A 21,968-nucleotide genomic window follows, 5' to 3' on the forward strand; every position below is an offset into this window, starting at 1 on the left:
GGGGTGATCAGGAGTGGTATTTAAGCGCCGAGACCGACGCTCGCCTGTCCAGATCGCGTCTGAATTCGTCTATCCTCGTGGTGGATGGACGCGGGCCTTTCACTACGTCAAGCATCGTGTTCGTAGGCTGCCGGATTCCCCCGAGCGAATTGCGCGTGGCATCGGTGCAGGCGTCTTTGCCTCATTCACTCCGTTCTACGGATTGCATTTTCTGGTCGCTGCTGTGGTGGCACGCTTGCTGAACGGGAATATTCTGGCGGCACTGAGTGGAACATTCTTTGGCAACCCACTCACCTATGTGCCAATCGGTGTGGTTTGCCTGCAGACCGGGCATTTCCTGCTGGGAACCAAGTTCCACAAAGGCGACACGCATGGTCTGATGGGCAAGTTCACAGATGCAATGGGTGATCTGAAGAACAACTTTATTGCCATGTTCACCGACCGTGTCGCGGACTGGCATGGGCTCAGCATCTTCTATAACGAGGTGTTCTTTCCCTACATGATTGGCGGCGTTCTTCCGGGCATTCTGGCGGGTGTAATTTGCTCCTATCTCAGCTTGCCGCTGATCCGCACCTATCAGCAGCGCCGTCGCGACAAGATCAAGGCAAAGTTTGACGAAATCAAACGCTTGGCCGAAACTAAGCCTGCCGTTCCATTGATGAATACCCTAGGTTCAGACCAGGGCCTTAAGAAGGATTCGAGCGATGTCTGACAACCACCTGCGTCTTGGCGTAAATATCGACCACGTGGCCACGGTTCGCAACGCGCGGGGCGGGGCCTATCCTGATCCGCTGCGTGCCGCCAAGCTGGCGGAAGAGGCCGGGGCTGACGGCATTACCGCGCATCTGCGCGAAGACCGTCGCCATATCTCGGACGCTGATATCGATGGCCTGATGGAGGTCCTGTCGGTGCCGTTAAACTTTGAGATGGCCGCGACGCCCGAGATGCAGAAAATTGCCTTGCGGCATAAGCCGCATGCCGTTTGCATCGTCCCTGAAAAGCGCGAAGAACGCACCACCGAAGGCGGGCTGGAAGTCGCGCGCGAGGAAAACAAACTGGCTCATTTTATCGCTCCGCTGCGCGATGCCGGGTGTCGTGTGTCTATCTTTATCGCTGCTGATCAGCGCCAGATCGAGGCGGCGCATCGTATCGGCGCCGAAGTGATCGAGCTGCACACCGGTGCGTATTGCGATGCCATGGCCGAAGGCCACGAGGACAAAGCCAAAAGTGAGTTGGAAGCCCTGCGTGAAATGTCCGCTTTTGCCCATTCACTGGGCCTTGAGGTGCACGCGGGTCACGGCCTGACTTATGACACCGTACAACCGATCGCGGCATTCCCCGAAGTGCGCGAGCTGAATATCGGCCACTTCCTAATTGGCGAGGCGATCTTTCGCGGCCTCACGCCTGCCATGGCCGAGATGCGGCGTCTAATGGATGAGGCGCGCGGATGATCACACCCGGTTTTGTTGCCATTTGGTTTGCCTGGCTGATGGCCGGTGGCTCTCCGGGGCCTGCAACAATGGGGATTGCCGGAACGGCAATGAACGAAGGTCGCCGCGCTGGCCTGGTGTTTGCTTTGGGCATTTGTGCTGGTTCTGCCGCTTGGGGCATCGCCGCAGCGCTGGGCCTGTCAGCAATCATGTTGGCAAATGCCTGGGTGTTCGAGGTCATCCGCTATGTGGGGGTGGCCTATTTAGGCTGGTTGGCGATCAAGGCGCTGCGCCGGGCGATGACGTCTGATGAGGTTGCTATGGGCAACCCTGTCACCGGCTCTTTTCGCACAATCTTTGCCAAGGGCGCGGCCATTCACCTGACCAACCCTAAAGCGATCCTGAGTTGGGGGTCGATCTATGCCATCGTCGCCCCGAGTGTTTCCAGCCTATCGATGTTGTTGGGCTATTTCGCCATGCTTTACGCAGGATCGTTGCTGATCTTCATCGGCTACGCCTTCCTCTTCTCTTCCGAGCATATGGTGCGCGTCTACAGCCGCGCCCGTCGCTGGTTCGACTTCGCCTTTGCCGGGTTCTTTGGGGTGGCGAGTTACAAGATTTTGACGGTGCGGTTGGGGTGAAAGAGGCATTCGCGTGAACTTTAACATACTCAGATTTACATGGGTATTTTCGGCAGCGTTCGTCTGTATTCTGGTTCTTTTCTTCATTGAAGCAGTTGTGCGTGTCTTATTGGTAGATCACGGATCGCTGGGGGCTTCTCCAAGTATCTTTATGTATCTGTATTTAATTGCGAATTTATCCGAGAAAATTTGGGTCAGCGTCCTAGACTATTTTCATTTGTTCGAACTCGCTGCGTTTGGCGTGGCCGCATATGTGGAGGGTTCCCACTACGTAAAGAAGCAATCAGAGTGGCCCAAAGGGATTCATCTTTTGACTGCGAGTACCGCGATGGCGGTTATGGGTTTGGTGATAGCCCTGCTTCTATCGTCGCTCGTTGTCGTGGCCATTGGTGAAAGTATCCCTTTCGACTCACTACTAGTAGATCCGATGGATGCGTACTATTTGGCAGTCGCGATTGTAGTCTGCACCATTACCTGCCGCGCTTTATTGGGCCGCGGGTTACGAGAAATGCGCAGACCTGAGCTCAATGTATTAAGTGAGAACCTATGATCCTCGGCATCGGCACGGACCTTGCAAATATCGACCGCATTCAGGGCACACTCGACCGGTTTGGCGACCGGTTTCGCAATCGTGTCTTCACCGAAACCGAACAAAGCAAAGCGGAACGTCGTGCTGATGTCGCCGGAACCTACGCCAAACGCTGGGCCGCAAAAGAGGCGTGCTCAAAGGCGCTGGGCACGGGGCTGGCTATGGGCATCGCCTGGAAGGATATGTCGGTGACTAATCTGCGCACCGGTCAGCCAGTGATGCATGTGACGGGGTGGGCGGCGGATCGACTGAAAGAGATGACGCCCGAGGGGTATGAGGCCATCATCCACGTCACCCTGACCGACGATCACCCTTGGGCACAGGCATTCGTGGTGATCGAGGCGCGTCCGCTTCACGATGGCCCCGCGCAGCCTTGACTTGCCCGTAACTGACCCGCATGTAGCACCCCAACGAATAAACGACCGGAGAGCAGTATGGCCGAGGAAGCCAAATCAGGTAACGCCGTTTGGGAGACGATCAAGACCATCGTCTATGCCCTGCTGATCGCGGGCGTCTTCCGCACGATCCTGTTTCAGCCGTTCTGGATTCCGTCGGGTTCGATGAAGCCCACCTTGTTGATCGGGGATTTCCTGTTCGTCAACAAAATGTCTTACGGTTATTCTTACGCGTCCTGTCCCAGCCTGATCATCCCAAGCGTCGGCCTGAATGTTGACGCCGAAGACCTTTGCGGCTGGATGCAAAGCGATGAAAACACCCGTATCTGGGGTGGTGACCCCGAACGCGGTGACGTCATTGTTTTCCGCCACCCGGTTAGCGGCCGCGATTACATCAAACGCCTGATCGGTCTGCCCGGGGATCGCATTCAAGTGCGGGACGGTCAAATCATTCTAAACGGCACAGCCGTACAACAGAAACCTGATGGTGTATTCACCGAAGTCGCCGAACCACAAGGTTCGCAAGGTTTGCGCCCGCGCTGCGAAAACGGTCCTGTCGGCTTTGGCGGTGACTGCGAAAAGTCGCGGATGATCGAAACCTTGCCAAACGGTGTGTCCTACGAAGTGCTGAACATCGGCAACCAGGCGGCTGACAATACCGGCATCTACACGGTTCCCGAAGGGCATTACTTCTTCATGGGCGATAACCGCGACAACTCCAGCGACAGCCGCGTGCCGCAATCCGCAGGTGGCGTTGGCTATGTGCCTTACGAAGACCTGATCGGGCGGGCTGATCGCATCCTTTTCTCATCCGCTGGCCGGTCGATGCTATTCTTCTGGACATGGCGCGGGGATCGCTTCTTTAAGGCGGTCAATTGAAGCTTTCGACCGAGATAAAGGCGTTCCAGCAGCGTCTGGGGTACGAATTCTCGAACCCTGAACTGCTGGTGCGCGCACTGACTCATGGATCGGTCTCGTCCTCGACACGACCCGACAATCAGCGGTTGGAGTTTCTGGGCGATCGGGTTCTGGGTCTAGTCATGGCAACCGCCCTACTGGAGGCCGACAAAAAAGCATCCGAAGGGCAGTTGGCCCCACGGTTCAACGCGTTGGTCCGCAAAGAGGCCTGCGCCGATGTGGCGCGGCAAATCGATCTTGGCGTGGTGCTGAAACTGGGTCGGTCCGAGATGCTGTCAGGCGGGCGCCGCAAACAGGCCCTGCTGGGTGATGCGATGGAGGCTGTGATCGCCGCAATCTATCGCGATGCCGGTTTCGAGGCTGCGCGCGACGTCATTCTGCGACTGTGGGGGGATCGCGTCCACAACGTTGAAGCGGATGCGCGCGACGCCAAAACCTCGCTGCAGGAATGGGCGCAGGCGCGCGGGCAAAAGCCGCCCGCTTACGTCGAGGTCAAGCGCAGCGGCCCCGACCATGCCCCCGTCTTTACTATTGCCGCACGATTGCAGGACGGGGCCGAGGCTCAGGCGACGGCGGGGTCGAAACGTCAGGCAGAACAAGCTGCCGCGAAAGCGCTGCTGGATCAGTTGAAATAGCAACCCTCGACAGCCCGAACATGTCACAATTCTCAATCTAACTTGAGGCCTATGGCAGACCTCGGGTCGCGGGCGTATCTGAACATCATCCGCTTTGGCGCATGTCTAAGAACAAGCGAGCAAAGCGAAACAGATACAATGATTTGAGGCATTCAAATGCAAAGCGCAAAACTGACCACAGTGAATATCGGCTTTTTGTTCATCGCCGGTTTTATCGCCACGATCGCCTTCGATTTCTGGGGGCAGGTTGTCAGCCCCGGCATCGGCTGGGCCAATCTTTCACCGGAAGGGCTGGCCCAGAGCCTGTTGTCCAGTCTCGGCCTGCCCAGCAATGCGTTTCTGGGCTTTTTCGTGCATTTCTATCTTGTGGGCCTGATAGCCTATCCGCTGGGGTGGTTTCTGATCTTCAAACCGGTATGGGTTAAGGTACTTGGCCCCGTTCATATGTTTGTGGCCTCAGCGATTTACGGGTTTGGTCTCTGGGTTTTTGCTTTGGGTGGTATCACGACCTTGTCCGGTCTGCCGACCTTCTTGAACTTCTCGGCGATCACTTGGGTCGCACTAATCGGGCATGTTCTTTACGGGATCGTCATGGTTGCCGTCTTGCGCTTGATTGAGCGCCAGAACGCATGAAATGCCTGGGGGGCGTCTAGCACGCCCCTCAGACCACCCGGATAAATCCAGTCAGCCCGGTCTTTTGGTGCTCGATGACATGACAGTGGAACGCCCAGTCGCCCGGGTTATCAGCGACCAGCGCGATCTCGGCAACCTCGTCTTTTAGCAACAGCATCGTGTCGGTCATCAGAGGCGGCAGTTGGCGCAGGTTCGACCGTATCGGCACAAAAGCCAACCCGTGCAGGTGGATCGGGTGCAAGTTAGGAGATTCATTTCGCAGCCGAAGGACATAGCTTTTGCCCATTTCCAGCGTTGCCAAAGGCCCAACACCCTGCGCCGCGTCGCCGGGCCATGGTTTGCGATTGATGGACCAGAAGTTATACCCCAGCGAGCCGCAGAACCCGTTGTTGGGTTTGCCACCTTCGGGGGTCCAGCCAAATACAAACTCGTGCAGCTCGGAATTGGTCAGATCGGGTTTCGCGACCGGGTTGACGGGCAGAGGGCGCAACTCTTGCAGGTCCCGTGACGCTGATGATCCGATTGCGCGCAGCTGTGCCATAGGTCTGTGCGGCTGACCGGGCAATTTTGCCATCAGCGCAACGCTGCGCCCCTCGTCGCCGGGCATTGCTACCGCAAAATCCACACGCTGGCCAGGCCCGACAAGAAGTGGCTCATCAGCGCTGGGCATCGGGATGTCAATCTCAAGCGGATGGCCATCCCACGCGATGATCCGTGCATCGCCGCCCTCAAGATGCAGTTTGTAGATGCGCGTTGTGTCTGTATTCACCACTCGTAGTCGCACTAGACTGCCTGCGGCGTGATCGTAGACTGGACCCTGCACCCAGTTGGCGGTGTGGACATTGCCAAAGGTCCCGGCCCGTGCGGCACCGCGCTGAGTATAGGCGGGCAGGAACGCGCCATCTTCATCCAGCCGAAAATCGCGCAGGTTGATCACTTGTTCGCTGTCAAATCCGGGGTCTTCGGGTTCTGCAATCACCATGACGCCGGTCAGGCCATGGGCCATCTGCTCCATCGTCATACAATGCGGATGATACCAGTAGGTGCCTGCATCGGGCGGGGTGAATTCGTAGTTGAACATCTCACTTTCACCCAATGGCATTTGGGTCAGGTAAGGCACTCCGTCCATGTTGTTCGCGATCCGCATCCCGTGCCAGTGCATTGCCGTATATTCCGACAGCGTATTGCGCACGGGTAACCGCATCACTTCCCCCTGCTTGCCATGCAATACCGGCGGCGGTGCGTTAGGGGACAGGCTGACCATTCCGGTCGTCACCGTATCCCGCAGGGCAAAGCTTGCTGGTTGAATGGTTAACTCCGGCGTCCCCTGCGCCAACCCGAAACCGCCCAGACCCAGTGCGCCGGCAGCGGCCCCGCCGCCCAAAAGAAACTCGCGACGTTTCATGTCTTGCCTCATTTTCCGATGGTTGCCTGGCTGGATTTGGCGTGGCATGCGTCAGGGGTGACATCGATTTTGCATGGCCGCAATGCGACAAATCCCTCTGGCCCGCGCGACCTTTCTGCTATAGGGGTGCGCACTTGCAACCAGGAACGCCAGACACATGACCACACGCGCCGGATTTATCGCCCTGATCGGAGAGCCCAACGCAGGCAAATCCACCCTGCTGAACCGCATGGTCGGGGCCAAGGTTTCGATCGTGACGCATAAGGTTCAGACGACCCGTACCCGTATTCGCGGTGTGGCAATGGAAGGCGATGCGCAGCTGGTCTTTGTAGACACACCCGGCCTGTTCAAACCGCGTCGTCGTTTGGATCGCGCCATGGTTGCCGCGGCCTGGGGCGGAGCGGCGGATGCAGATGTGGTCGTTCTGATGATCGAGGCGCATCGCGGCATCACAGAAGGGGTCGAGCGTATCCTCGAAGGTCTGGAAGAGATCGGGCAGGGCCGAAAGGTTGCGTTGGCGATCAACAAGATCGACAAGGTCCAGTCTGAGGTGCTGCTGGCCCTGACAAGTGACTTGAACGCACGCTACCCGTTTTCCGAAACCTTCATGATTTCCGCCGAAAAGGGGTATGGCGTTGACGATCTGCGCAAATGGCTGGCTGCGGAACTACCCGAAAGCCCGTGGCTGTATCCAGAAGATCAGATCGCCGATCTGCCCCTGCGCATGATCGCGGCTGAGATGACGCGCGAGAAACTGACCCTGCGCCTGCATCAGGAACTGCCCTATCAACTGACGGTCGAGACCGAAAACTGGGAAGAGCGCAAAGACGGCTCTGCCAAGATCGACCAGATCATCTATGTCATGCGCGACGGTCACAAAGGCATCGTGTTGGGCAAAAAGGGCGAGACGATCAAGGCGGTCAGCCAAGCCGCGCGGGCCGAGCTGGAAGAGTTCCTGGACCGCAAGATACATCTGTTCCTGCAGGTCAAAGTGCGCCCGAACTGGCTGGAGGAATCCGAGCGTTACTCCGAAATGGGTCTGGATTTCAAAGACGGTAATGCATGACTCGCCTGACGGCTGATTTCTGGGTCCACGCCTATCTGGCGCGGCTGCGTTTTCAGGAAATCCCGGCTTTTGTCGTGGCACATGGCGACGACACAGCGGGCGCGGTGTTGGTCAAACTAAACACTTTGGACGGGCACGCCGTGGCGTTACAACGCAGCTTTGATCTAATGAGCCGTGAACGTAAATGGGTCGAGCTTTCCTCCGGCGCAGAAAAAGAAGTCGACGAAGCCATCACCCGGCAACGCAGCTTTGACCCTGACCTTTGGGTGATCGAGGTTGAAGACCGACAAGGGCGTCATCTGCTGGGTGAAGAGGGATTGGACTAGCCCGCGGTTCAACGGGTCTTGGTCGCACGGGCCAAAACGTCTATTTTACCCACACTATGTCGGCGAGGATCGCCGCACCGTTTGAATAGATAATGGGTGTATGTATGGCTGAAACACTCGCTGAAAAGCTTGAAAAATCAGAGCTTGGTCATTGGATGCATCGGTTTGAAGGCTTCATGGTCTTCATTGGCGTTGTCGGCCCTTTTGCCACGCTGCCGCAGCTGATCAAGCTGTACTTCACGCATTCACAACACGCGACCGGCCAGTCTCTGCTGTCTTGGTCGCTCTTTGCTGCGCTGTCATTCCTGTGGTTCGCCTACGGGCTGGTAGTCGGCAAGCTGCCTATTTATGTGGGCAACGGTATATCGATGGTGCTGAACATCCTGATGGTTCTGGGCATCCTGATCCACGCCGGTTTAACGTTTTGACCGGCCGCCACGATCCGGTGCCAAGACGTCACCAGCCGCTGCTTTTGAGCGTGATATCGTGCCCGGTGGTGGTCAATGTCTCACCGGCGAATTGCTTCACTTTGGGTGCGAAGGCCTGAAAATAGGGTTGCGACTGCACATGAGCCAATGTCTCGGCGCTGTCCCAGCGGCCCCAGTGAACCCGGGACTTTCCGTCATCAGCGACCGCAACCTGATAGGTGAATTTTCCAGCCGCCTCAGGGTCGGCGTTGATTGCCTCGATAAATGTGCGGATGGTGGCCTGCCATTCGGCTTCGTTGCCATCGAAGGAATATTTAATGGTTATGCCTCGCATCGTGACCTCCTGTTTAACTATGTTGTTAAATAAAGGGTGGCAACCCCGCGTTGTCAAGGAAACGAGGTTGGTAACTTATTGACTATAGATGGGAGTTACAGCGCAATCTCAGGTCTTTTCTGGCGGCCATCGTTTCGGTGGTGAGCAAAAACCAGTGCGCAGGGTCCGTCTTCGACTTCGCTGTCACACTCTGCAATTCAGTTCCCTTCAATCATTTGATCGTGTCCGACAGAATGCTATCTGAGAATGTGTCCTTGCCCCTATCGAGTTGAAAAAAGATGAAAACCTTCACTTTGGCCTGCTGTTCAACGATCCTTGTCTTGGGCATGGTGACTTCGCCCACCTTTGCGCAACAGAGGTTGGGGTGGGTCTATCAAATCGATGGGTTGACCGCTTATCAAAGCAACGCGGACCTGAGTGAAGGCGGGGAGTTCTCGGCCGGCCGCGCGTTTTTGCGAACAACCGCTTTGTATAATCTGAATGGTGGAACCTCGGTTGGGCTGTCAGCAAGCATCGGCAGGTTCGATTACAACTTTAGTCAGGCGGATAACCAACCGTGGGAGGATATCCGCGACATCAGAATCTCTGTTCCACTTCGATTTCGTGCCGGCAATACTGCAAGCGTTTTCGTGTCACCGCAGGTCCGCTGGGACTACCAGAGCGGCGCTGATGCGGCGGACGGCAGAACTTATGGTGTCTTTGCTGGTATTGCCTGGAAGTTAAGCGAGAGCCTGACCATCGGCCCTGCGTTTGGAGCGTTTTCGCAGTTCGAAGACGATGATATCGATTTTTTTCCGGCGCTTCTGGTGGATTGGGATATCAATGACCGTTGGAACCTGAATACCGGCTCGGGGATTGGCGCAACGCAGGGGCCGGGGTTGACACTCAGCTATGCGCTGAATGACACGATGACCCTCGGCCTTTCTGCTCGCTCTGAGCGCATTCGGTTCCGGCTTGACGAGGAAGGGCTGGCCCCAAACGGGATAGGCGAGGACAAAAGTATTCCAGTGGTGGTTTCCTTTGGCTACAATCCCAATCCCGGCATTTCGCTGAACGTTTTCGCAGGTGCTGAATTGGATGGGCGTCTTACACTGGATGATGCGAACGGCACGGAACTCAGCCGCCAAAACTATGAAACCGCGCCTTTGGTCGGGGTGGCCTTCAGGGCCCGGTTCTAATTCCAAAGACCAGTTGGATGCCTGCCCACTTGCGGATGTTTCCGCCTTGCGATCTGTTGCAAACCGGGGGCGAGCCTGAGACGAAAGGAGCCTGATTTGGACTGGCGCGATCACGGCATCCTTCTGACGTCTCGTCGGCATGGTGAAACGGCGGCGATTATCGAGGTCTTCACCGAAGGCCACGGTCGTCATGCAGGCGTCGTACGCGGTGGCACCAGCCGCAAAATTGCCCCCATCCTGCAGCCCGGCGCGCAAATAGATGTTTTATGGCGCGCGCGGTTAGAAGAACACCTTGGCACATTTCAGGTTGAACCTTTGCGTTCACGCGCAGCAGCGGCATTTTCGGGTCGGATGGCGTTGGCAGGATTGAACGCGTCCGTTGCGCTGTTGTCCTTTTGCCTGCCCGAGCGTGAACCGCATCCAGCGATCTACAAACAGACCGAACAGTTGTTGGATCTGCTGGGGCAGGACGAAATCTGGCCGCTAGCTTACCTGCGCTGGGAATTGGCGTTGCTTGAAGAACTGGGCTTTGGCCTGGACCTGTCGGCCTGTGCTGTGACAGGGGCGGCGGATGGGTTGGTCTATGTCTCCCCCAAGACTGGTCGAGCCGTTAGCGCCGATGGTGCTGGCGAATGGGCGGATAAGCTGTTGCCCCTGCCACCCTGTTTGCGCGGTGAGGGGCAAGCGCCGGACGCTGAGATTGCCGCAGGGTTGAAAACCACCGGTTACTTTCTGGAACACCATCTAGCCCCGTCCCTGGGGCATAACCCCTTGCCGGATGCGCGGGCAAGATTTGTGGATCAGTTCACTCGGCGGCTTTGAACACCATCTCGTGCCCGTCATCATTGCGCAGTATCAGCAAGTCGCCTGATACTTCGGACTGCGTCATCGCAATCAGCGCAGCGAAATAGAAGCCTTCGGCCTCAAGCCCGGCACAGGCCGCACGTGTTGCGGTCAGGTCCATAATCTCGAACCAGGGGTAGGGCGCGTTCAGGGTGCCGCTATAGCTGTTGCAAGGGGCGTTCCCCGCGATCTTGCCCTCTTCGGGGAACCGCAACATGGCGATGGCCTCGAAAGGCTGTCCGTCGATTTCCTGCAGCACCCAAGTCTGGTCCGCGGCGCCGTAGGCGGCAACAGATTCGTCCCTGTCGCATTGAAACAGGCCAATCAAAGGCAGTGTCAGGATCAGACGCATCATTCGCGTGTCTTACTTTCTTACTGGTGCCGAGCGAACCGGCGAAGCCAGATTAGTAGGGGATCTCACCGCTGATAAGTTCTTCGCGAACGTCCAGGCGCGGCCGCCAATTGTATCTGGTGTCGTCGGTTACCTGATCCCAAAACAGTGCACCGCTGTTGCGCCATGGATCAAGGATGATGCCATCTTTCATCGTGTCTCCTTTGGCGCTGATAGCGGCAGAATGGTGGATGATCCGAAAGGCGGTTGGGGGCGACGTAGCCCAGTGCACGTCCAAAGTTCGGAAGTTTTCCTGCTGCAGGCGGCGGGTCATGGCCTGCGCCCAGTCGTTGCACAATCCCTTTTCCCGGAACCCGTTGATGACCTTGGCGTTATGGATAATCGCCGGGTCTGTGACGTTCCAATCCCGCTTCAGTTGCTGCGAATAGGTGTAGGCGATGGTGGCGGCCTTTTGTGCCTCGGCGGGATCGACTTGGGGTCCAAGGTTTTCGATCGCCAGTGCCAGCTCGTCTACCTCGGTGTAGCCCGCCACAGGCTGGGTTGTGGCGCATCCGCCCAGTATCAGGGCTGCAACGGTCGCCCAAAGCGCAAAAAATAGTCGGGTCATTCTGTCATCACCATCCTTGGGCCCGGTCTGGGTCGCAGCGTGCCCTAAAGGGGTTTCAACAAAAAGCAAAGGGGGAAGTTTTTTCGATTGAGGATCAGAAAGGTCTCTATCCTGTCACAGAACAGACGGCGTGAATTTCAAACTGGGGTTCGGAACAAAGAAAATGACCCGGCACAAGACCGGGTCTAGTTGGGGAAACGGGATGCCTAATTCCGGTTAGCCCAGCAAACGCCGTGCAATAACCTGTGCCTGAATTTCGGCAGCCCCTTCAAAAATATTTAGAATGCGCGCGTCACACAGAACGCGGCTGATCTTGTACTCCAGCGCAAAACCGTTGCCGCCATGGATTTGCAGACCGTTATCCGCCGCAGCCCAGGCCACACGAGCGCCAAGCAGCTTGGCCATGCCGGCCTCAAGGTCGCAGCGGTGACCGTGATCTTTTTCCCAGGCTGAGAAATATGTCAGCTGACGGGCGATCATGATTTCGACCGCCATCATGGCCAGTTTGCCGGACACACGGGGGAAGTTGATCAGCGACTTGCCGAACTGTTTGCGGTCCTGCGCGTATTGCATCGCGATATCCAGCGCGCTTTGGGCCACACCAATGGCGCGGGCAGCGGTTTGAATGCGCGCGCTTTCGAAGGTTTCCATCAGCTGTTTAAAGCCTTTGCCTTCTTCACCGCCCAACAGGTTCTCGCCTTTGACTTTGAAACCGTCAAAGCCCAGCTCGTATTCTTTCATCCCGCGATAGCCCAGAACTTCGATCTCACCGCCGGTCATGCCGGGCGTGGGGAAGGGGTTCTCGTCTGTGCCCGGGGTCTTTTCCGCAAGGAACATGGACAGACCGCGGTGATCGGCGGTGTCCGGGTTGGTCCGGGCCAGCAGCGTCATCACATGGGTACGTGCCGCGTGGGTGATCCAGGTTTTGTTGCCGGTGATCTCATAGTCACCGTCCGCGTTCTTGACCGCACGTGCACGCAGGCTGCCCAGATCCGAGCCAGTGTTTGGTTCGGTGAAAACGGCTGTCGGCAGAATTTCGGCGCTGGCCAGTTTAGGCAACCAGTTGGCTTTTTGTTCATCGGTGCCGCCCGCGATGATCAGCTCGGCCGCGATCTCGGAACGTGTACCAAGAGAGCCCACGCCGATATAGCCGCGCGAAAGCTCTTCCGAGACCACACACATCGAGGCCTTGGACAGACCGAAGCCGCCGAATTCTTCGGGGATGGTCAGGCCAAAGACACCCATTTCCGCCAGTTCCTCGATGACTTCCATCGGGATCAGTTCGTCTTTGAGGTGCCAGTCATGAGCGTGGGGCTCGACCTTTTCGACCGCATAGCGGCGGAACTGGTCACGGATCATCTCAAGCTCTTCATCCAGACCCGAGGCACCGAACATGGTGGCACCTGCCTGATCTTCCATCAGAGCCACCAGCCGTGTGCGGGCGGCCTGAGAATTGGCCTGTGCCATCAGCGTTTGAATTTCGGGGATCTGAAATCCGGAAAGCGCGTCCCAGCCAAGACCCATGTCCTGCAGGCGCACGACTTCGCCCTGGTTCATCGGAATGCCGCCCGCAACCTGGTGCAGGTATTCGCCAAAGGCGATTTGGTGCAGCAACTGTTCGATTTCACCGAACTTGCCTTCGGCCTCCAGCGCTTCGGCCCAGCGTTGCATCTGTTTCAGCGACTGAGAATACGTGGCCAGCCATGACAAGCCATGGGCGGCAGTTTGATTGGCTTCGATCAAGGTACCGGATACACGCCCATCAGCGGAAACCATACCGCGCACCGACTCACGCGCACGCTCGAACACTGTTTCTACGGCGGGTGCCGCCGCACGGGTCAGCGTCAGAAGATCGGGCAAAATCGCAGGTGTTGTCATCTGGGTCATATCCTGTCCGTCATGGGCCATGAATCGTGTCCTTTTCTCGTGTCGTCTGGTCATATCATGCTGCACGTGCAGCGCAACAAAAATACGTATTGCGTTGCGAAAAAGTTCTAATATTTCTCGAGCGTTTTTGCAGTGCAGCGCCCGTCAGGAATGATATCAGGGGGCCATGACATTGTTTTCTTTACTACCTCCACAGGATCTTCTGCTGGCTCTGAGCGTTGCGTTTCTGGCTGGGTGGGTCAAAGGTATCGTCGGTTTTGCCATGCCGATGGTTATGGTTTCAGGGTTGAGTGTCTTTCTACCGCCCGAGCTGGCCATCGCGGGTCTGATCCTTCCGACACTGGTAACTAATGTCTTTCAGGCTTTGGGACAGGGTGTTTCCGCGGCCGTGTCGTCGGTCAGGGAGTTTCGCATCTTTTTAATCGTGGGTTTGGTGTTCCTTCTGGCCGGAGCCAAGCTGGTCACTTTGGTGCCGACATCGACCTTCCTGTTGATGATTGGCGTTCCGGTCACGTTCTTTGCCTTGATCCAGGTCCTGGGTGTGAAGTTGGTGCTGAAAGAGCCATCGGCCAGAATAGAAGTTTTGATCGGGGCCGTCGCAGGGTTTGTCGGTGGTATGTCCGGTATTTGGGGACCGCCAACAGTGGCGTACCTGACGGCCCTGAACACGCAGAAAGCCGTGCAGATGCGGGTGCAGGGGGTCATCTATGGGCTGGGTGCAATTGCCCTGATGGTGGCCCATATGGGATCAGGTATCCTGCGGGCCGACACCGCGCCGTTTTCGGCTGCCCTTATCGTTCCGGCGGTGATCGGGATGTGGGTGGGCATGCAGTTGCAATCGAGAATCGATCAGGCGTTGTTTCGAAAAGTGACTTTGGTTGTGTTGTTGGCCGCTGGGTTGAACTTGCTGCGCCGCGGTCTGATAGGTTAAGTTCTGCGGTCCATAAACCGAAACGCGAAGTAAAGCCCCAGCATCAGGAAAAACAGCCCCGAGATATCGCCGATCAGAAAGGCGATGTACTCTACCCCTGCGCTGCCAAAACTCATGTTTGTCATAGCGGATGCCAGGAACGACGTGATCACGCCGACACCCATGACGCACAACCAGCAGGGTTTGCGATCGGGTCTGGGGAACAAGTCCCAACCTGCCCACTTGAGCAAGTAGAACACGGTGGGAACCGTTGTGACCGCGATGACAATTGCCAACAAGCGGCTGGGCAAAAAGACATCTGCACCCCCAAGGAATGCAAAGACTGCAAAGACGCCCGGCAACAATGCGAAAATCGCACGCCACCCTAATAGCCACGCCGCCAGGACCCGAACCCCGTGAGGTAGGAACAGCAGGCTGGCCCGGCTTGGATATTCCGGAAAGAACACGTTTTGCAGCGGCATCAAGACCTCAAAGGTGAGGAATGATGCAACTATGTAAGCCAGTGAGGCGAAGAAAGTGTCAGAGGCCCATCTGCGCACGATGATTAGCCATCAACACGCAGGTTGGCGGTGTCACCTGGGCGCATGTACGATATACCGCCCCCGGTTGGCGTTGCCGCTTTGAGACAGATAGCCTTTTTGGACCAGCGATTTCAGCGCACGGAAAAACGTCGGGCGCGAGACGCTTTGAACAAGGGTATGCTCGATCAAACCGAACGTACGGACTTCCTGATCGGCTTTCGACAATTCTTCAGCCGCGTAGTAAATGTCACGCTCAACCGGAGAGAGTTGTTCCAGCCCAAGCGTCCGTTCCATACTCTGCATCAATTTGCGAAGTTCGGTCAGTTTCGAGATTTCCGTCATTTGTTTACCTGTCGTTTTCCCTGTCGCCTTTCGCGCTAAAGCGAAAGTTAGAAACTCGCCGAAACTGAATTTTTTCAGCACGTCTCATGTTGACACCCATCCCCGATGGATTACACTAGATATCTGATTAGGTTGCTCAAATCGCGAATGTGAGTGCGCGCTCATTGAGTGTCCCCAAGGTCTTTTTACTTCCTGCCCGGTGCGAAAGCGCCGGGCTTTTACGTCATAATGACACAGTGGAGTACTGCAATCTGCTGCAGCGGGCAATGAATTTGTATATGCAAGGTGCATTATACAACCACAAGAAGATTACCGCGAAGTTACTCGTCTGTGGGAAGAGGAAGGGGGCGAAAACCGCCCCCCTTTGATATCAACCGATTGCGACGGCTTTGATGTCATCGTCAATAAAGGGCAGATACTGCTCGAAGTTCTCGGCAAACATCTGCACCAGTTTTTCAGCCTGCTTGTCAAATGCTGCCTGATCATCCCAAGTGCGGCGCGGATCCAGCAGAACTTCGGCAACGCCGGGAACCGAGACCGGGACGTCAAAGCCGAAATTAGCATCCTTACGGAACTCGGCGTCGCGCAGCGATCCTTCCAACGCCGCGGTCAGCAGTGCGCGGGTTGCGCGGATCGGCATCCGGCTGCCAACGCCATAGGCGCCGCCGGTCCAGCCGGTGTTCACCAGCCAGCAAGTTGCACCATGTTGAGCGATCTTGTCGCGCAGCAGGTTGCCGTACTCTTCCGGGCGGCGCGGCATGAAGGGTGCGCCAAAGCAGGTCGAGAATGTCGGCTGAGGCTCGGTCACGCCACGCTCGGTTCCTGCGACTTTCGACGTGAAGCCAGATAGGAAGTGATACATCGCTTGTGCCGGTGTCAGTCGCGCGATCGGAGGCAGAACACCAAATGCGTCACAAGTCAGCATGATGATGTTCTTGGGGTGCCCACCCAGCGCGCTGCTCGAGGCGTTCGAGATATACTCCAGCGGATAGGCGCAGCGCATGTTCGCGGTCAGAGAGTCATCCTCGAAATCCAGTTCCTTGGTTTCGGGGTCAAAGACCATGTTCTCGATCACAGTGCCGAATTTGCTGGTGGTCGCATAGATTTCCGGCTCGGCTTCAGCGTTCAGATTGATGGTCTTGGCATAGCAACCGCCTTCGAAGTTGAAGGTGCCGCGATCCGACCAGCCATGTTCGTCATCGCCGATCAACGTGCGGGCAGGGTCTGCAGACAGGGTGGTCTTGCCGGTGCCGGACAGGCCAAAGAACACGGCGGTGTCGACCGGGTTGCCAACGGCGTGATTGGCCGAACAATGCATCGGCATCACGCCTTTTTCAGGCAGCATGTAGTTCAGCAGGGTGAAAACCGATTTCTTGTTCTCGCCCGCGTATTCCGTACCGCCGATCAGGATCATCTTGCGGTCGAAGTTCAGCGCAATCACGGTCTCACTGTGGCAGCCATGCTTGGCCGGGTCGGCCTGGAAGCTGGGGCAGTTGATGATGGTGAAATCTGCAATGAACTCTTCCAGGTCTTCGCGATCCGGACGGCGCAGCAAGTGGCGGATAAACAGGTTGTGCCATGCCAGTTCGGTGACCATGCGCACATTGATCGAATAGGCGGGATCGGCGCCGCCGACGAGATCCTGCACGAAATAATCCCGGCCCTTCATATGCTCGAGCATATCGGTATACAGCGCGTCAAAACCCTCGGGGGTCATCGCGGCGTTGTTTTCCCACCAGATGGTATCGGCAACACTGTCGGTTTTGACGACGTGTTTGTCCTTGGGCGAACGGCCGGTGAATTTGCCGGTGGTAACCAGAAAGGCTCCGCCATTGCCAAGAGTGCCTTCGCCGCGCTTCAGCGCCTCTTCGATCAGCGCCGGTTCCATGAAGTTGTAATAGACATTGCCCAGACCCTCGATGCCCTGATCTTCGAGGCGGAATTGCGGGTTAACCCGTCCAGATGTCATGCGTTTCTTCTCCTGTGGCGGCGCGCCGGCAGTTGGGCCGGGGGCGCTCTTGGGGCAGTATACCGGGAAAAACCGGCGGATGCGCGGGTCTTAACATGGTCGTTTGGGGCATGAACAGGACGGTTTGGCGCAGTTAGCGCAACCAAGTCAAAGTTTAGCGCCACCACTAATTTCCCGCCAGAAAACAAGGCGCTTTTACGCGCGTATTAACGGCTTTTTTGCCGCATCTGTGTGACAACAATCGCACGATTCGCAGATACGGATTGATTCGCAGCCATAAAAACGACAAAGATGCCCTACTAATAAGCGAATTATTGCGTGAGTGAGCAGGAATAGGGGTTAACCCGATGTCGAAGATTGCATTGGTGGACGACGACAGAAATATTCTGACGTCCGTATCCATGACGCTCGAAGCCGAAGGGTTCGAGGTTGAGACTTATAATGATGGGCAGGCAGCGCTGGACGCTTTCAACAAGAAACTGCCCGATATGGCTGTTCTGGACATAAAGATGCCGCGGATGGACGGGATGGACCTGTTGCAGCGGCTTCGGCAGAAAACCCAGATGCCGGTGATTTTCCTTACATCCAAGGATGACGAAATTGACGAGGTTCTCGGCCTGCGCATGGGCGCGGACGACTACGTCAAGAAGCCTTTTTCTCAGCGTCTATTGGTTGAACGCATCCGCGCGCTGCTGCGCCGGCAAGAGGCGACGACTGGCGATGTGACAACCGCCAACACAGGTGATGCCAAGGTTATGGAGCGCGGCGATCTTCGGATGGATCCACTGCGCCACGCGGTCAGCTGGAAGGGCTCGGACGTTTCTTTGACCGTGACCGAGTTCCTGCTGTTGCAAGCGCTGGCCCAGCGACCGGGCTTTGTCAAAAGCCGCGATCAGCTGATGGATGTGGCTTATGACGATCAGGTCTATGTGGACGATCGTACGATCGACAGTCACATTAAGCGATTGCGCAAGAAAATGCGCGCCGCAGATCCCGAGTTTTCGGCGATCGAAACACTGTACGGAATTGGGTACAGGTACAACGAAGAATAGGCGTGGCCATATACTAGGGGTAACCGGGTCTCGTGCGCGATACAGAACAAGCCAGCGAATTGCGGGACGGTGATGTCGTTCTGGGGGATGATTGGGTCATCCCACAGGATCCCGAGTCAGCCGAACTTCGGCACGCGCGCCGCCGCCGCGGCCTGTTTGCAATGCGCGGCTCGCCGCTTGCGCGCAAGATTATCACGCTCAACCTGATCGCCTTGGTAACGCTGGTCACCGGGTTGCTGTATCTGGACGATTCCCGCGATGAGCAGGTACAGCAGACCGCGCGCAACCTGATCGGGGATGCGCAACTGGTCAGCAATGTGTTCGAAGCACAACTGCGCCAAACAGCGTCCGGCCTGTCGCAGGATGCCGGCGCACTGGACGTAAAGGACACGCTGGAGGGCCTTGCCCTACCCCAAGGGGGCGAAGTCTTTGTCTATGACGAGCGGGGAACTCTGATTGGATGGGCGCGTGGCGCAGCATCCGAGCAGGCGCTGTTGGCGTCCGAGTCCGAGGTTCAGACCGGCAGTACCTTGATCAGCGACGCCTTGAACGCCGTGTGGACGGGTTTGTCGCGTGTGTTTACCGCCACAGAACCCAGCGAAGCGCCTACGCTGGCGCAACGGGTTCAGACTATAGTACCCGGCGCGCTGCAGGGGCAGATGCAGGTGCAGGCCGTCAAGGATGACTTTGGCGAAACGGTCATCGTTGCAGCCGCCCCGATCCTGCAGGATGGCGTCGCCGTGGGGGCCGTTGCCATGGCCGGTCCATCCGGAGAGATTGACGCCCTCGCCCGTCGCGAGCAGGAGCGCATCCTTCAGATGTTTGTTGTCGCGCTTCTTGTGTCGATCGGACTTAGCCTTGTTCTCGCCTCAACCATCGCAAACCCGTTGGCGGATCTTGCGGCAGCCGCCGAACTGGGTAAGGACCGGGGCGCGGGAGTGAACCCCGGCCGTATTCGCATCCCCGACCTGACCGCGCGTCCGGATGAAATCGGTCTGCTCAGCCGCGCGCTGCGGGGCATGGTGACCGCGCTGTACAACAGAATTGACGCGAACGAACAGTTCGCCGCTGATGTCGCGCATGAAATCAAGAACCCCCTGGCCAGCCTTCAATCAGCTGTGGGAACGTTACGAATGGTCAAACGCGATGACCAACGTGAAAAACTGATGGGTGTGATCGAACATGATGTTCGCCGTCTGGATCGTCTGGTCAGCGATATCTCGAACGCGTCCCGTCTGGATGCCGAACTGGTCAAGGAAGAAGAACAGCCGTTTGATCTGGTGAAGCTGGTTGGCAACATCAGCCAGCATCTGGGTGAAGATGCACGGGCCAAGGGGATCGACTATATAACCGATCTGCCGTCCAATCCGATCATAATCAACGGGCTGGAGGCGCGACTGGCGCAGGTCTTTGTCAACTTGATCACCAATGCCACCTCGTTTTGCGAGGAAGGCGATGCGATCCGTGTCTGGGTCCGCCGGCGCGAAAACAGGGTGCTGGTCGTGGTCGAAGACACCGGTCCCGGTATTCCGGAGCAGGCCCTGACCAAGGTCTTCAAAAGATTCTATTCCGAGCGTCCCGCCGAGCACTTCGGAAATAACTCGGGCCTGGGGCTGGCAATCTCCAAGCAAATTGTCGAAGCACATGGTGGTGTGATCTGGGCCGAAAACATCCGGCCAACCGATGCCGATATCACCTCGGACCCACTAGGCGCGCGCTTTGTAGTCGGTTTGCCCGTGTAAATCATGAGTGCCCCGTCAATCTATGATCTGGAAAAACAGGACAGTGCCATACTCCACGCCAGCTGCGTGGCCGTTGGCGGGCGAGGTCTGCTTGTTGTTGGCGCGCCAGGGGCGGGAAAATCCGAGCTGGTCTTGCAGATGATGGCGCTGGGTGCCGAACTTGTCGGTGATGACCGCGTGGCTTTACGCAATAACGGCGGTGAAGTGACTGCTGATGCGGCCCCAAATATCCGCGGCGTTATTGAGGCCCGCGGTATCGGATTGTTGCGCGCGCCACCCGTAGGGCCAGTGGGCTTGCGCTATGTGGTGGATCTGGACCAGCGGGAAGAAGCACGTTTGCCAGATCCGATCTCGATCCGAGCCCTTGGGCAAACTGTGCCCTTGCTTCGCGGGCGCGGCGTCCCCAACTTGGCTTCGGCATTGATGCAACTGATGAAAATGGGGCGCGTGAACCCGGAATGGCCCAGCAAATGAAACAACAGCGGCGGATCGTTCTGATCACCGGCCCTTCGGGTGCTGGGCGGACAACGGCGATCCGTGTGCTTGAAGACTTGGGGTTCGAAGCCATCGACAATTTGCCGATGGGCCTTTTGATGCGCTTGCTGGACGGTCCGGAAAACGATCGGCCAATGGCGTTGGGCATCGATGCCCGAAATCGCGATTTCTCGACCATCGGGTTCATTGATCTTGTTATGCGGCTGCGGCGGACCGAGCAGGTCGAGCTGACGGTTCTCTATTTGGATTGTCGAAACGAAGTGCTGCTGCGGCGGTTTTCGGAAACCCGAAGACGCCATCCGGTTGCGGCCGATGCAGGTCCTGAGGCCGGTGTATTGCAGGAAAAAGAGCTGTTGGCCCCGATCAGAGAAATTGCGGACATTCTGATCGACACCAGCCAGATTAACGTTCACCAGCTACGCAAGGAGGTCGAGCATTGGTTCGCTCCGGAAGGCGGTCGACATCTGGCGGTATCCATCGAATCTTTTTCGTACAAACGCGGCTTGCCGCACGGATTGGACATGGTTTTTGATTGCAGGTTTCTGGCGAATCCCTACTGGCGTCCGGAATTGCGAGCCGAAGATGGTCGAAACCAGGACGTGGCGCGCTATGTACAGTCTGACGCGAATTACGCGCCGTTTTTTGACCGAGTTGTCGATCTGCTGAAATTGTTGCTTCCGGCCTATCGCGCCGAAGGCAAAGCGCATCTCTCGGTGGCCTTCGGGTGTACCGGTGGGCAACACAGATCGGTCGCAACTGCAGAAGCGGTCGCAAAGGCTCTTGCACAGGAAGGGCAGCAAGTGGCAATTAGGCACCGCGAAATGGAACGTCGATCGTTGAATGAGAGGCTGGATTGATCGGGATCGTACTCGTAGCACATGGCGGGCTGGCTCAGGAATATCTGGCCGCAATGCAGCATGTTGTCGGAAATCAACCGGGCCTGGCCGCAATCTCGATTGAGGCTGACCACGACCGGGAAGCCAAGCAGTCAGAAATCTGCACCGCCGCTGACGTTGTCGATGTCGGCGACGGTGTGGTTGTCGTCACGGATCTATTCGGCGGCAGCCCATCGAATCTAAGTCTGAAGGCCTGTGCGCCGCAGGATCGGCGTATTCTTTACGGTGCAAATCTGCCTATGCTGATTAAATTGGCCAAAAGTCGCCACCTGCCGATCGGGGATGCGGTCCGGCGGGCGATGGAGGCTGGACGCAAATATATCAATGCCCAAAACGTGACGTTAGATTAAGAC

At 57.0% G+C, this 21,968-nt stretch carries 27 protein-coding genes; 19 read left to right on the forward strand and 8 right to left on the reverse strand.

What is annotated here, in order from left to right; all coding sequences use genetic code 11:
- Positions 1-13 precede the first annotated feature (13 nt).
- The 8 genes from AC2FIO_RS14765 to AC2FIO_RS14800 all read left to right on the forward strand — a co-directional run bounded on the left by AC2FIO_RS14765 (position 14) and on the right by AC2FIO_RS14800 (position 5,241).
- Positions 14-712, forward strand: coding sequence for a DUF2062 domain-containing protein (locus AC2FIO_RS14765; RefSeq protein ID WP_108861282.1), 699 nt, complete (start codon positions 14-16; stop codon positions 710-712).
- Positions 705-1,451: a pyridoxine 5'-phosphate synthase gene (locus tag AC2FIO_RS14770; RefSeq protein ID WP_496698542.1), complete on the forward strand. Its 747-nt coding sequence runs from the start codon at positions 705-707 to the stop codon at positions 1,449-1,451. Before AC2FIO_RS14765 ends, AC2FIO_RS14770 begins: the two co-directional genes overlap by 8 nt.
- Positions 1,448-2,071: a LysE family translocator gene (locus tag AC2FIO_RS14775; protein WP_496698544.1), complete on the forward strand. Its 624-nt coding sequence runs from the start codon at positions 1,448-1,450 to the stop codon at positions 2,069-2,071. Before AC2FIO_RS14770 ends, AC2FIO_RS14775 begins: the two co-directional genes overlap by 4 nt.
- Before the next feature lie 13 nt (positions 2,072-2,084).
- A complete protein-coding gene (locus AC2FIO_RS14780; protein ID WP_496698546.1) occupies positions 2,085-2,621 on the forward strand; it encodes a hypothetical protein in 537 nt (178 codons plus the stop codon).
- A complete protein-coding gene (acpS, locus tag AC2FIO_RS14785) occupies positions 2,618-3,037 on the forward strand; it encodes a holo-ACP synthase (RefSeq protein ID WP_496698548.1) in 420 nt (139 codons plus the stop codon). Before AC2FIO_RS14780 ends, acpS begins: the two co-directional genes overlap by 4 nt.
- Positions 3,038-3,094: 57 nt before the next feature.
- Positions 3,095-3,934, forward strand: coding sequence for a signal peptidase I (lepB, locus tag AC2FIO_RS14790; protein ID WP_496698550.1), 840 nt, complete (start codon positions 3,095-3,097; stop codon positions 3,932-3,934).
- Positions 3,931-4,608, forward strand: a complete 678-nt coding sequence (rnc, locus tag AC2FIO_RS14795; RefSeq protein WP_058279045.1) for a ribonuclease III — start codon at positions 3,931-3,933, stop codon at positions 4,606-4,608. Before lepB ends, rnc begins: the two co-directional genes overlap by 4 nt.
- A gap of 156 nt (positions 4,609-4,764) precedes the next feature.
- Positions 4,765-5,241 carry a hypothetical protein gene (locus AC2FIO_RS14800; protein ID WP_282169908.1) on the forward strand — a complete coding sequence of 159 codons (477 nt, stop codon included), beginning with the start codon at positions 4,765-4,767 and terminating at the stop codon, positions 5,239-5,241.
- 28 nt (positions 5,242-5,269) lie between these two features.
- Here AC2FIO_RS14800 and AC2FIO_RS14805 read toward each other — a convergent pair whose 3' ends face one another.
- On the reverse strand, positions 5,270-6,646 hold the full coding sequence (locus tag AC2FIO_RS14805) for a multicopper oxidase family protein (protein WP_496698553.1): 1,377 nt from the start codon (positions 6,644-6,646) through the stop codon (positions 5,270-5,272).
- A 157-nt stretch (positions 6,647-6,803) separates the two neighbouring features.
- On the opposite strand from AC2FIO_RS14805, the gene era reads away from it, so the two are divergent.
- From era to AC2FIO_RS14820, 3 genes are all read left to right on the forward strand, one after another.
- Positions 6,804-7,712, forward strand: coding sequence for a GTPase Era (gene era / locus AC2FIO_RS14810; protein ID WP_108861276.1), 909 nt, complete (start codon positions 6,804-6,806; stop codon positions 7,710-7,712).
- Positions 7,709-8,038: a DUF1491 family protein gene (locus tag AC2FIO_RS14815; RefSeq protein WP_496698555.1), complete on the forward strand. Its 330-nt coding sequence runs from the start codon at positions 7,709-7,711 to the stop codon at positions 8,036-8,038. Before era ends, AC2FIO_RS14815 begins: the two co-directional genes overlap by 4 nt.
- Before the next feature lie 104 nt (positions 8,039-8,142).
- Positions 8,143-8,466 (forward strand): SemiSWEET transporter, encoded by a 324-nt coding sequence (locus AC2FIO_RS14820; protein ID WP_113791309.1) that lies wholly within the window; start codon positions 8,143-8,145, stop codon positions 8,464-8,466.
- A gap of 28 nt (positions 8,467-8,494) precedes the next feature.
- Here AC2FIO_RS14820 and AC2FIO_RS14825 read toward each other — a convergent pair whose 3' ends face one another.
- Positions 8,495-8,800, reverse strand: coding sequence for an NIPSNAP family protein (locus AC2FIO_RS14825; protein ID WP_496698558.1), 306 nt, complete (start codon positions 8,798-8,800; stop codon positions 8,495-8,497).
- A 278-nt stretch (positions 8,801-9,078) separates the two neighbouring features.
- On the opposite strand from AC2FIO_RS14825, the gene AC2FIO_RS14830 reads away from it, so the two are divergent.
- Both AC2FIO_RS14830 and recO read left to right on the forward strand, forming a co-directional pair.
- Positions 9,079-9,978 carry a hypothetical protein gene (locus AC2FIO_RS14830; RefSeq protein ID WP_496698560.1) on the forward strand — a complete coding sequence of 300 codons (900 nt, stop codon included), beginning with the start codon at positions 9,079-9,081 and terminating at the stop codon, positions 9,976-9,978.
- Positions 9,979-10,074: 96 nt separating this feature from the next.
- Positions 10,075-10,800, forward strand: coding sequence for a DNA repair protein RecO (gene recO / locus AC2FIO_RS14835; protein WP_496698562.1), 726 nt, complete (start codon positions 10,075-10,077; stop codon positions 10,798-10,800).
- Here recO and AC2FIO_RS14840 read toward each other — a convergent pair.
- The 3 genes from AC2FIO_RS14840 to AC2FIO_RS14850 form a co-directional block, all read right to left on the reverse strand.
- Positions 10,784-11,176 (reverse strand): META domain-containing protein, encoded by a 393-nt coding sequence (locus tag AC2FIO_RS14840; protein WP_496698564.1) that lies wholly within the window; start codon positions 11,174-11,176, stop codon positions 10,784-10,786. The two genes, recO and AC2FIO_RS14840, sit on opposite strands and share 17 nt — an antisense overlap.
- Before the next feature lie 49 nt (positions 11,177-11,225).
- Positions 11,226-11,780 carry a hypothetical protein gene (locus AC2FIO_RS14845; RefSeq protein ID WP_109312306.1) on the reverse strand — a complete coding sequence of 185 codons (555 nt, stop codon included), beginning with the start codon at positions 11,778-11,780 and terminating at the stop codon, positions 11,226-11,228.
- A gap of 216 nt (positions 11,781-11,996) precedes the next feature.
- Positions 11,997-13,688, reverse strand: a complete 1,692-nt coding sequence (locus AC2FIO_RS14850; protein WP_496698567.1) for an acyl-CoA dehydrogenase family protein — start codon at positions 13,686-13,688, stop codon at positions 11,997-11,999.
- A 145-nt stretch (positions 13,689-13,833) separates the two neighbouring features.
- On the opposite strand from AC2FIO_RS14850, the gene AC2FIO_RS14855 reads away from it, so the two are divergent.
- Positions 13,834-14,598 (forward strand): sulfite exporter TauE/SafE family protein, encoded by a 765-nt coding sequence (locus tag AC2FIO_RS14855; RefSeq protein WP_496698569.1) that lies wholly within the window; start codon positions 13,834-13,836, stop codon positions 14,596-14,598.
- Here the strand turns inward: AC2FIO_RS14855 and AC2FIO_RS14860 are convergent.
- From AC2FIO_RS14860 to AC2FIO_RS14870, 3 genes are all read right to left on the reverse strand, one after another.
- A complete protein-coding gene (locus tag AC2FIO_RS14860) occupies positions 14,595-15,059 on the reverse strand; it encodes a hypothetical protein (protein WP_496698571.1) in 465 nt (154 codons plus the stop codon). The two genes, AC2FIO_RS14855 and AC2FIO_RS14860, sit on opposite strands and share 4 nt — an antisense overlap.
- A 111-nt stretch (positions 15,060-15,170) precedes the next feature.
- On the reverse strand, positions 15,171-15,461 hold the full coding sequence (locus AC2FIO_RS14865) for a hypothetical protein (RefSeq protein ID WP_058273655.1): 291 nt from the start codon (positions 15,459-15,461) through the stop codon (positions 15,171-15,173).
- A gap of 370 nt (positions 15,462-15,831) precedes the next feature.
- Positions 15,832-17,430, reverse strand: coding sequence for a phosphoenolpyruvate carboxykinase (locus AC2FIO_RS14870; RefSeq protein WP_282169901.1), 1,599 nt, complete (start codon positions 17,428-17,430; stop codon positions 15,832-15,834).
- Between the two features lie 347 nt (positions 17,431-17,777).
- Here AC2FIO_RS14870 and AC2FIO_RS14875 point away from each other — a divergent pair, with 347 nt between their 5' ends.
- Genes AC2FIO_RS14875 through AC2FIO_RS14895 form a run of 5 tightly spaced genes read left to right on the forward strand, consistent with a single transcriptional unit; the run spans position 17,778 to position 21,965 of the window.
- Positions 17,778-18,482, forward strand: a complete 705-nt coding sequence (locus AC2FIO_RS14875; protein WP_170561191.1) for a response regulator transcription factor — start codon at positions 17,778-17,780, stop codon at positions 18,480-18,482.
- Positions 18,483-18,514: 32 nt separating this feature from the next.
- Positions 18,515-20,224, forward strand: a complete 1,710-nt coding sequence (locus tag AC2FIO_RS14880; protein WP_282169900.1) for a sensor histidine kinase — start codon at positions 18,515-18,517, stop codon at positions 20,222-20,224.
- A 3-nt stretch (positions 20,225-20,227) separates the two neighbouring features.
- Complete coding sequence (locus AC2FIO_RS14885; RefSeq protein ID WP_496698575.1) at positions 20,228-20,698, forward strand: HPr kinase/phosphorylase; 471 nt, start codon at positions 20,228-20,230, stop codon at positions 20,696-20,698.
- Entirely contained in the window at positions 20,683-21,576 is an 894-nt protein-coding gene (gene rapZ / locus AC2FIO_RS14890; RefSeq protein WP_496698576.1) for an RNase adapter RapZ, read from the forward strand. The genes AC2FIO_RS14885 and rapZ overlap by 16 nt, the downstream gene beginning before the upstream one ends.
- Positions 21,573-21,965 (forward strand): PTS sugar transporter subunit IIA, encoded by a 393-nt coding sequence (locus AC2FIO_RS14895; RefSeq protein WP_496698577.1) that lies wholly within the window; start codon positions 21,573-21,575, stop codon positions 21,963-21,965. Before rapZ ends, AC2FIO_RS14895 begins: the two co-directional genes overlap by 4 nt.
- Positions 21,966-21,968 lie beyond the last annotated feature (3 nt).

The organism is Ruegeria sp. CDSB086, assembly GCF_059611065.1.

Bases quoted from the DNA above. Each gene is read 5' to 3' on its own strand.
- AC2FIO_RS14865 (WP_058273655.1), bottom strand. From the start codon at position 15,461: ATGACGGAAATCTCGAAACTGACCGAACTTCGCAAATTGATGCAGAGT.
- AC2FIO_RS14805 (WP_496698553.1), bottom strand. From the start codon at position 6,646: ATGAAACGTCGCGAGTTTCTTTTGGGCGGCGGGGCCGCTGCCGGCGCA.
- AC2FIO_RS14800 (WP_282169908.1), top strand. From the start codon at position 4,765: ATGCAAAGCGCAAAACTGACCACAGTGAATATCGGCTTTTTGTTCATC.
- AC2FIO_RS14885 (WP_496698575.1), top strand. From the start codon at position 20,228: ATGAGTGCCCCGTCAATCTATGATCTGGAAAAACAGGACAGTGCCATA.
- era (WP_108861276.1), top strand. From the start codon at position 6,804: ATGACCACACGCGCCGGATTTATCGCCCTGATCGGAGAGCCCAACGCA.
- rapZ (WP_496698576.1), top strand. From the start codon at position 20,683: ATGGCCCAGCAAATGAAACAACAGCGGCGGATCGTTCTGATCACCGGC.
- AC2FIO_RS14825 (WP_496698558.1), bottom strand. From the start codon at position 8,800: ATGCGAGGCATAACCATTAAATATTCCTTCGATGGCAACGAAGCCGAA.
- AC2FIO_RS14870 (WP_282169901.1), bottom strand. From the start codon at position 17,430: ATGACATCTGGACGGGTTAACCCGCAATTCCGCCTCGAAGATCAGGGC.
- AC2FIO_RS14820 (WP_113791309.1), top strand. From the start codon at position 8,143: ATGGCTGAAACACTCGCTGAAAAGCTTGAAAAATCAGAGCTTGGTCAT.
- AC2FIO_RS14815 (WP_496698555.1), top strand. From the start codon at position 7,709: ATGACTCGCCTGACGGCTGATTTCTGGGTCCACGCCTATCTGGCGCGG.
- lepB (WP_496698550.1), top strand. From the start codon at position 3,095: ATGGCCGAGGAAGCCAAATCAGGTAACGCCGTTTGGGAGACGATCAAG.
- AC2FIO_RS14855 (WP_496698569.1), top strand. From the start codon at position 13,834: ATGACATTGTTTTCTTTACTACCTCCACAGGATCTTCTGCTGGCTCTG.
- AC2FIO_RS14860 (WP_496698571.1), bottom strand. From the start codon at position 15,059: ATGCCGCTGCAAAACGTGTTCTTTCCGGAATATCCAAGCCGGGCCAGC.
- AC2FIO_RS14830 (WP_496698560.1), top strand. From the start codon at position 9,079: ATGAAAACCTTCACTTTGGCCTGCTGTTCAACGATCCTTGTCTTGGGC.
- AC2FIO_RS14770 (WP_496698542.1), top strand. From the start codon at position 705: ATGTCTGACAACCACCTGCGTCTTGGCGTAAATATCGACCACGTGGCC.
- acpS (WP_496698548.1), top strand. From the start codon at position 2,618: ATGATCCTCGGCATCGGCACGGACCTTGCAAATATCGACCGCATTCAG.
- AC2FIO_RS14845 (WP_109312306.1), bottom strand. From the start codon at position 11,780: ATGACCCGACTATTTTTTGCGCTTTGGGCGACCGTTGCAGCCCTGATA.
- AC2FIO_RS14850 (WP_496698567.1), bottom strand. From the start codon at position 13,688: ATGGCCCATGACGGACAGGATATGACCCAGATGACAACACCTGCGATT.
- AC2FIO_RS14840 (WP_496698564.1), bottom strand. From the start codon at position 11,176: ATGATGCGTCTGATCCTGACACTGCCTTTGATTGGCCTGTTTCAATGC.
- AC2FIO_RS14875 (WP_170561191.1), top strand. From the start codon at position 17,778: ATGTCGAAGATTGCATTGGTGGACGACGACAGAAATATTCTGACGTCC.
- AC2FIO_RS14775 (WP_496698544.1), top strand. From the start codon at position 1,448: ATGATCACACCCGGTTTTGTTGCCATTTGGTTTGCCTGGCTGATGGCC.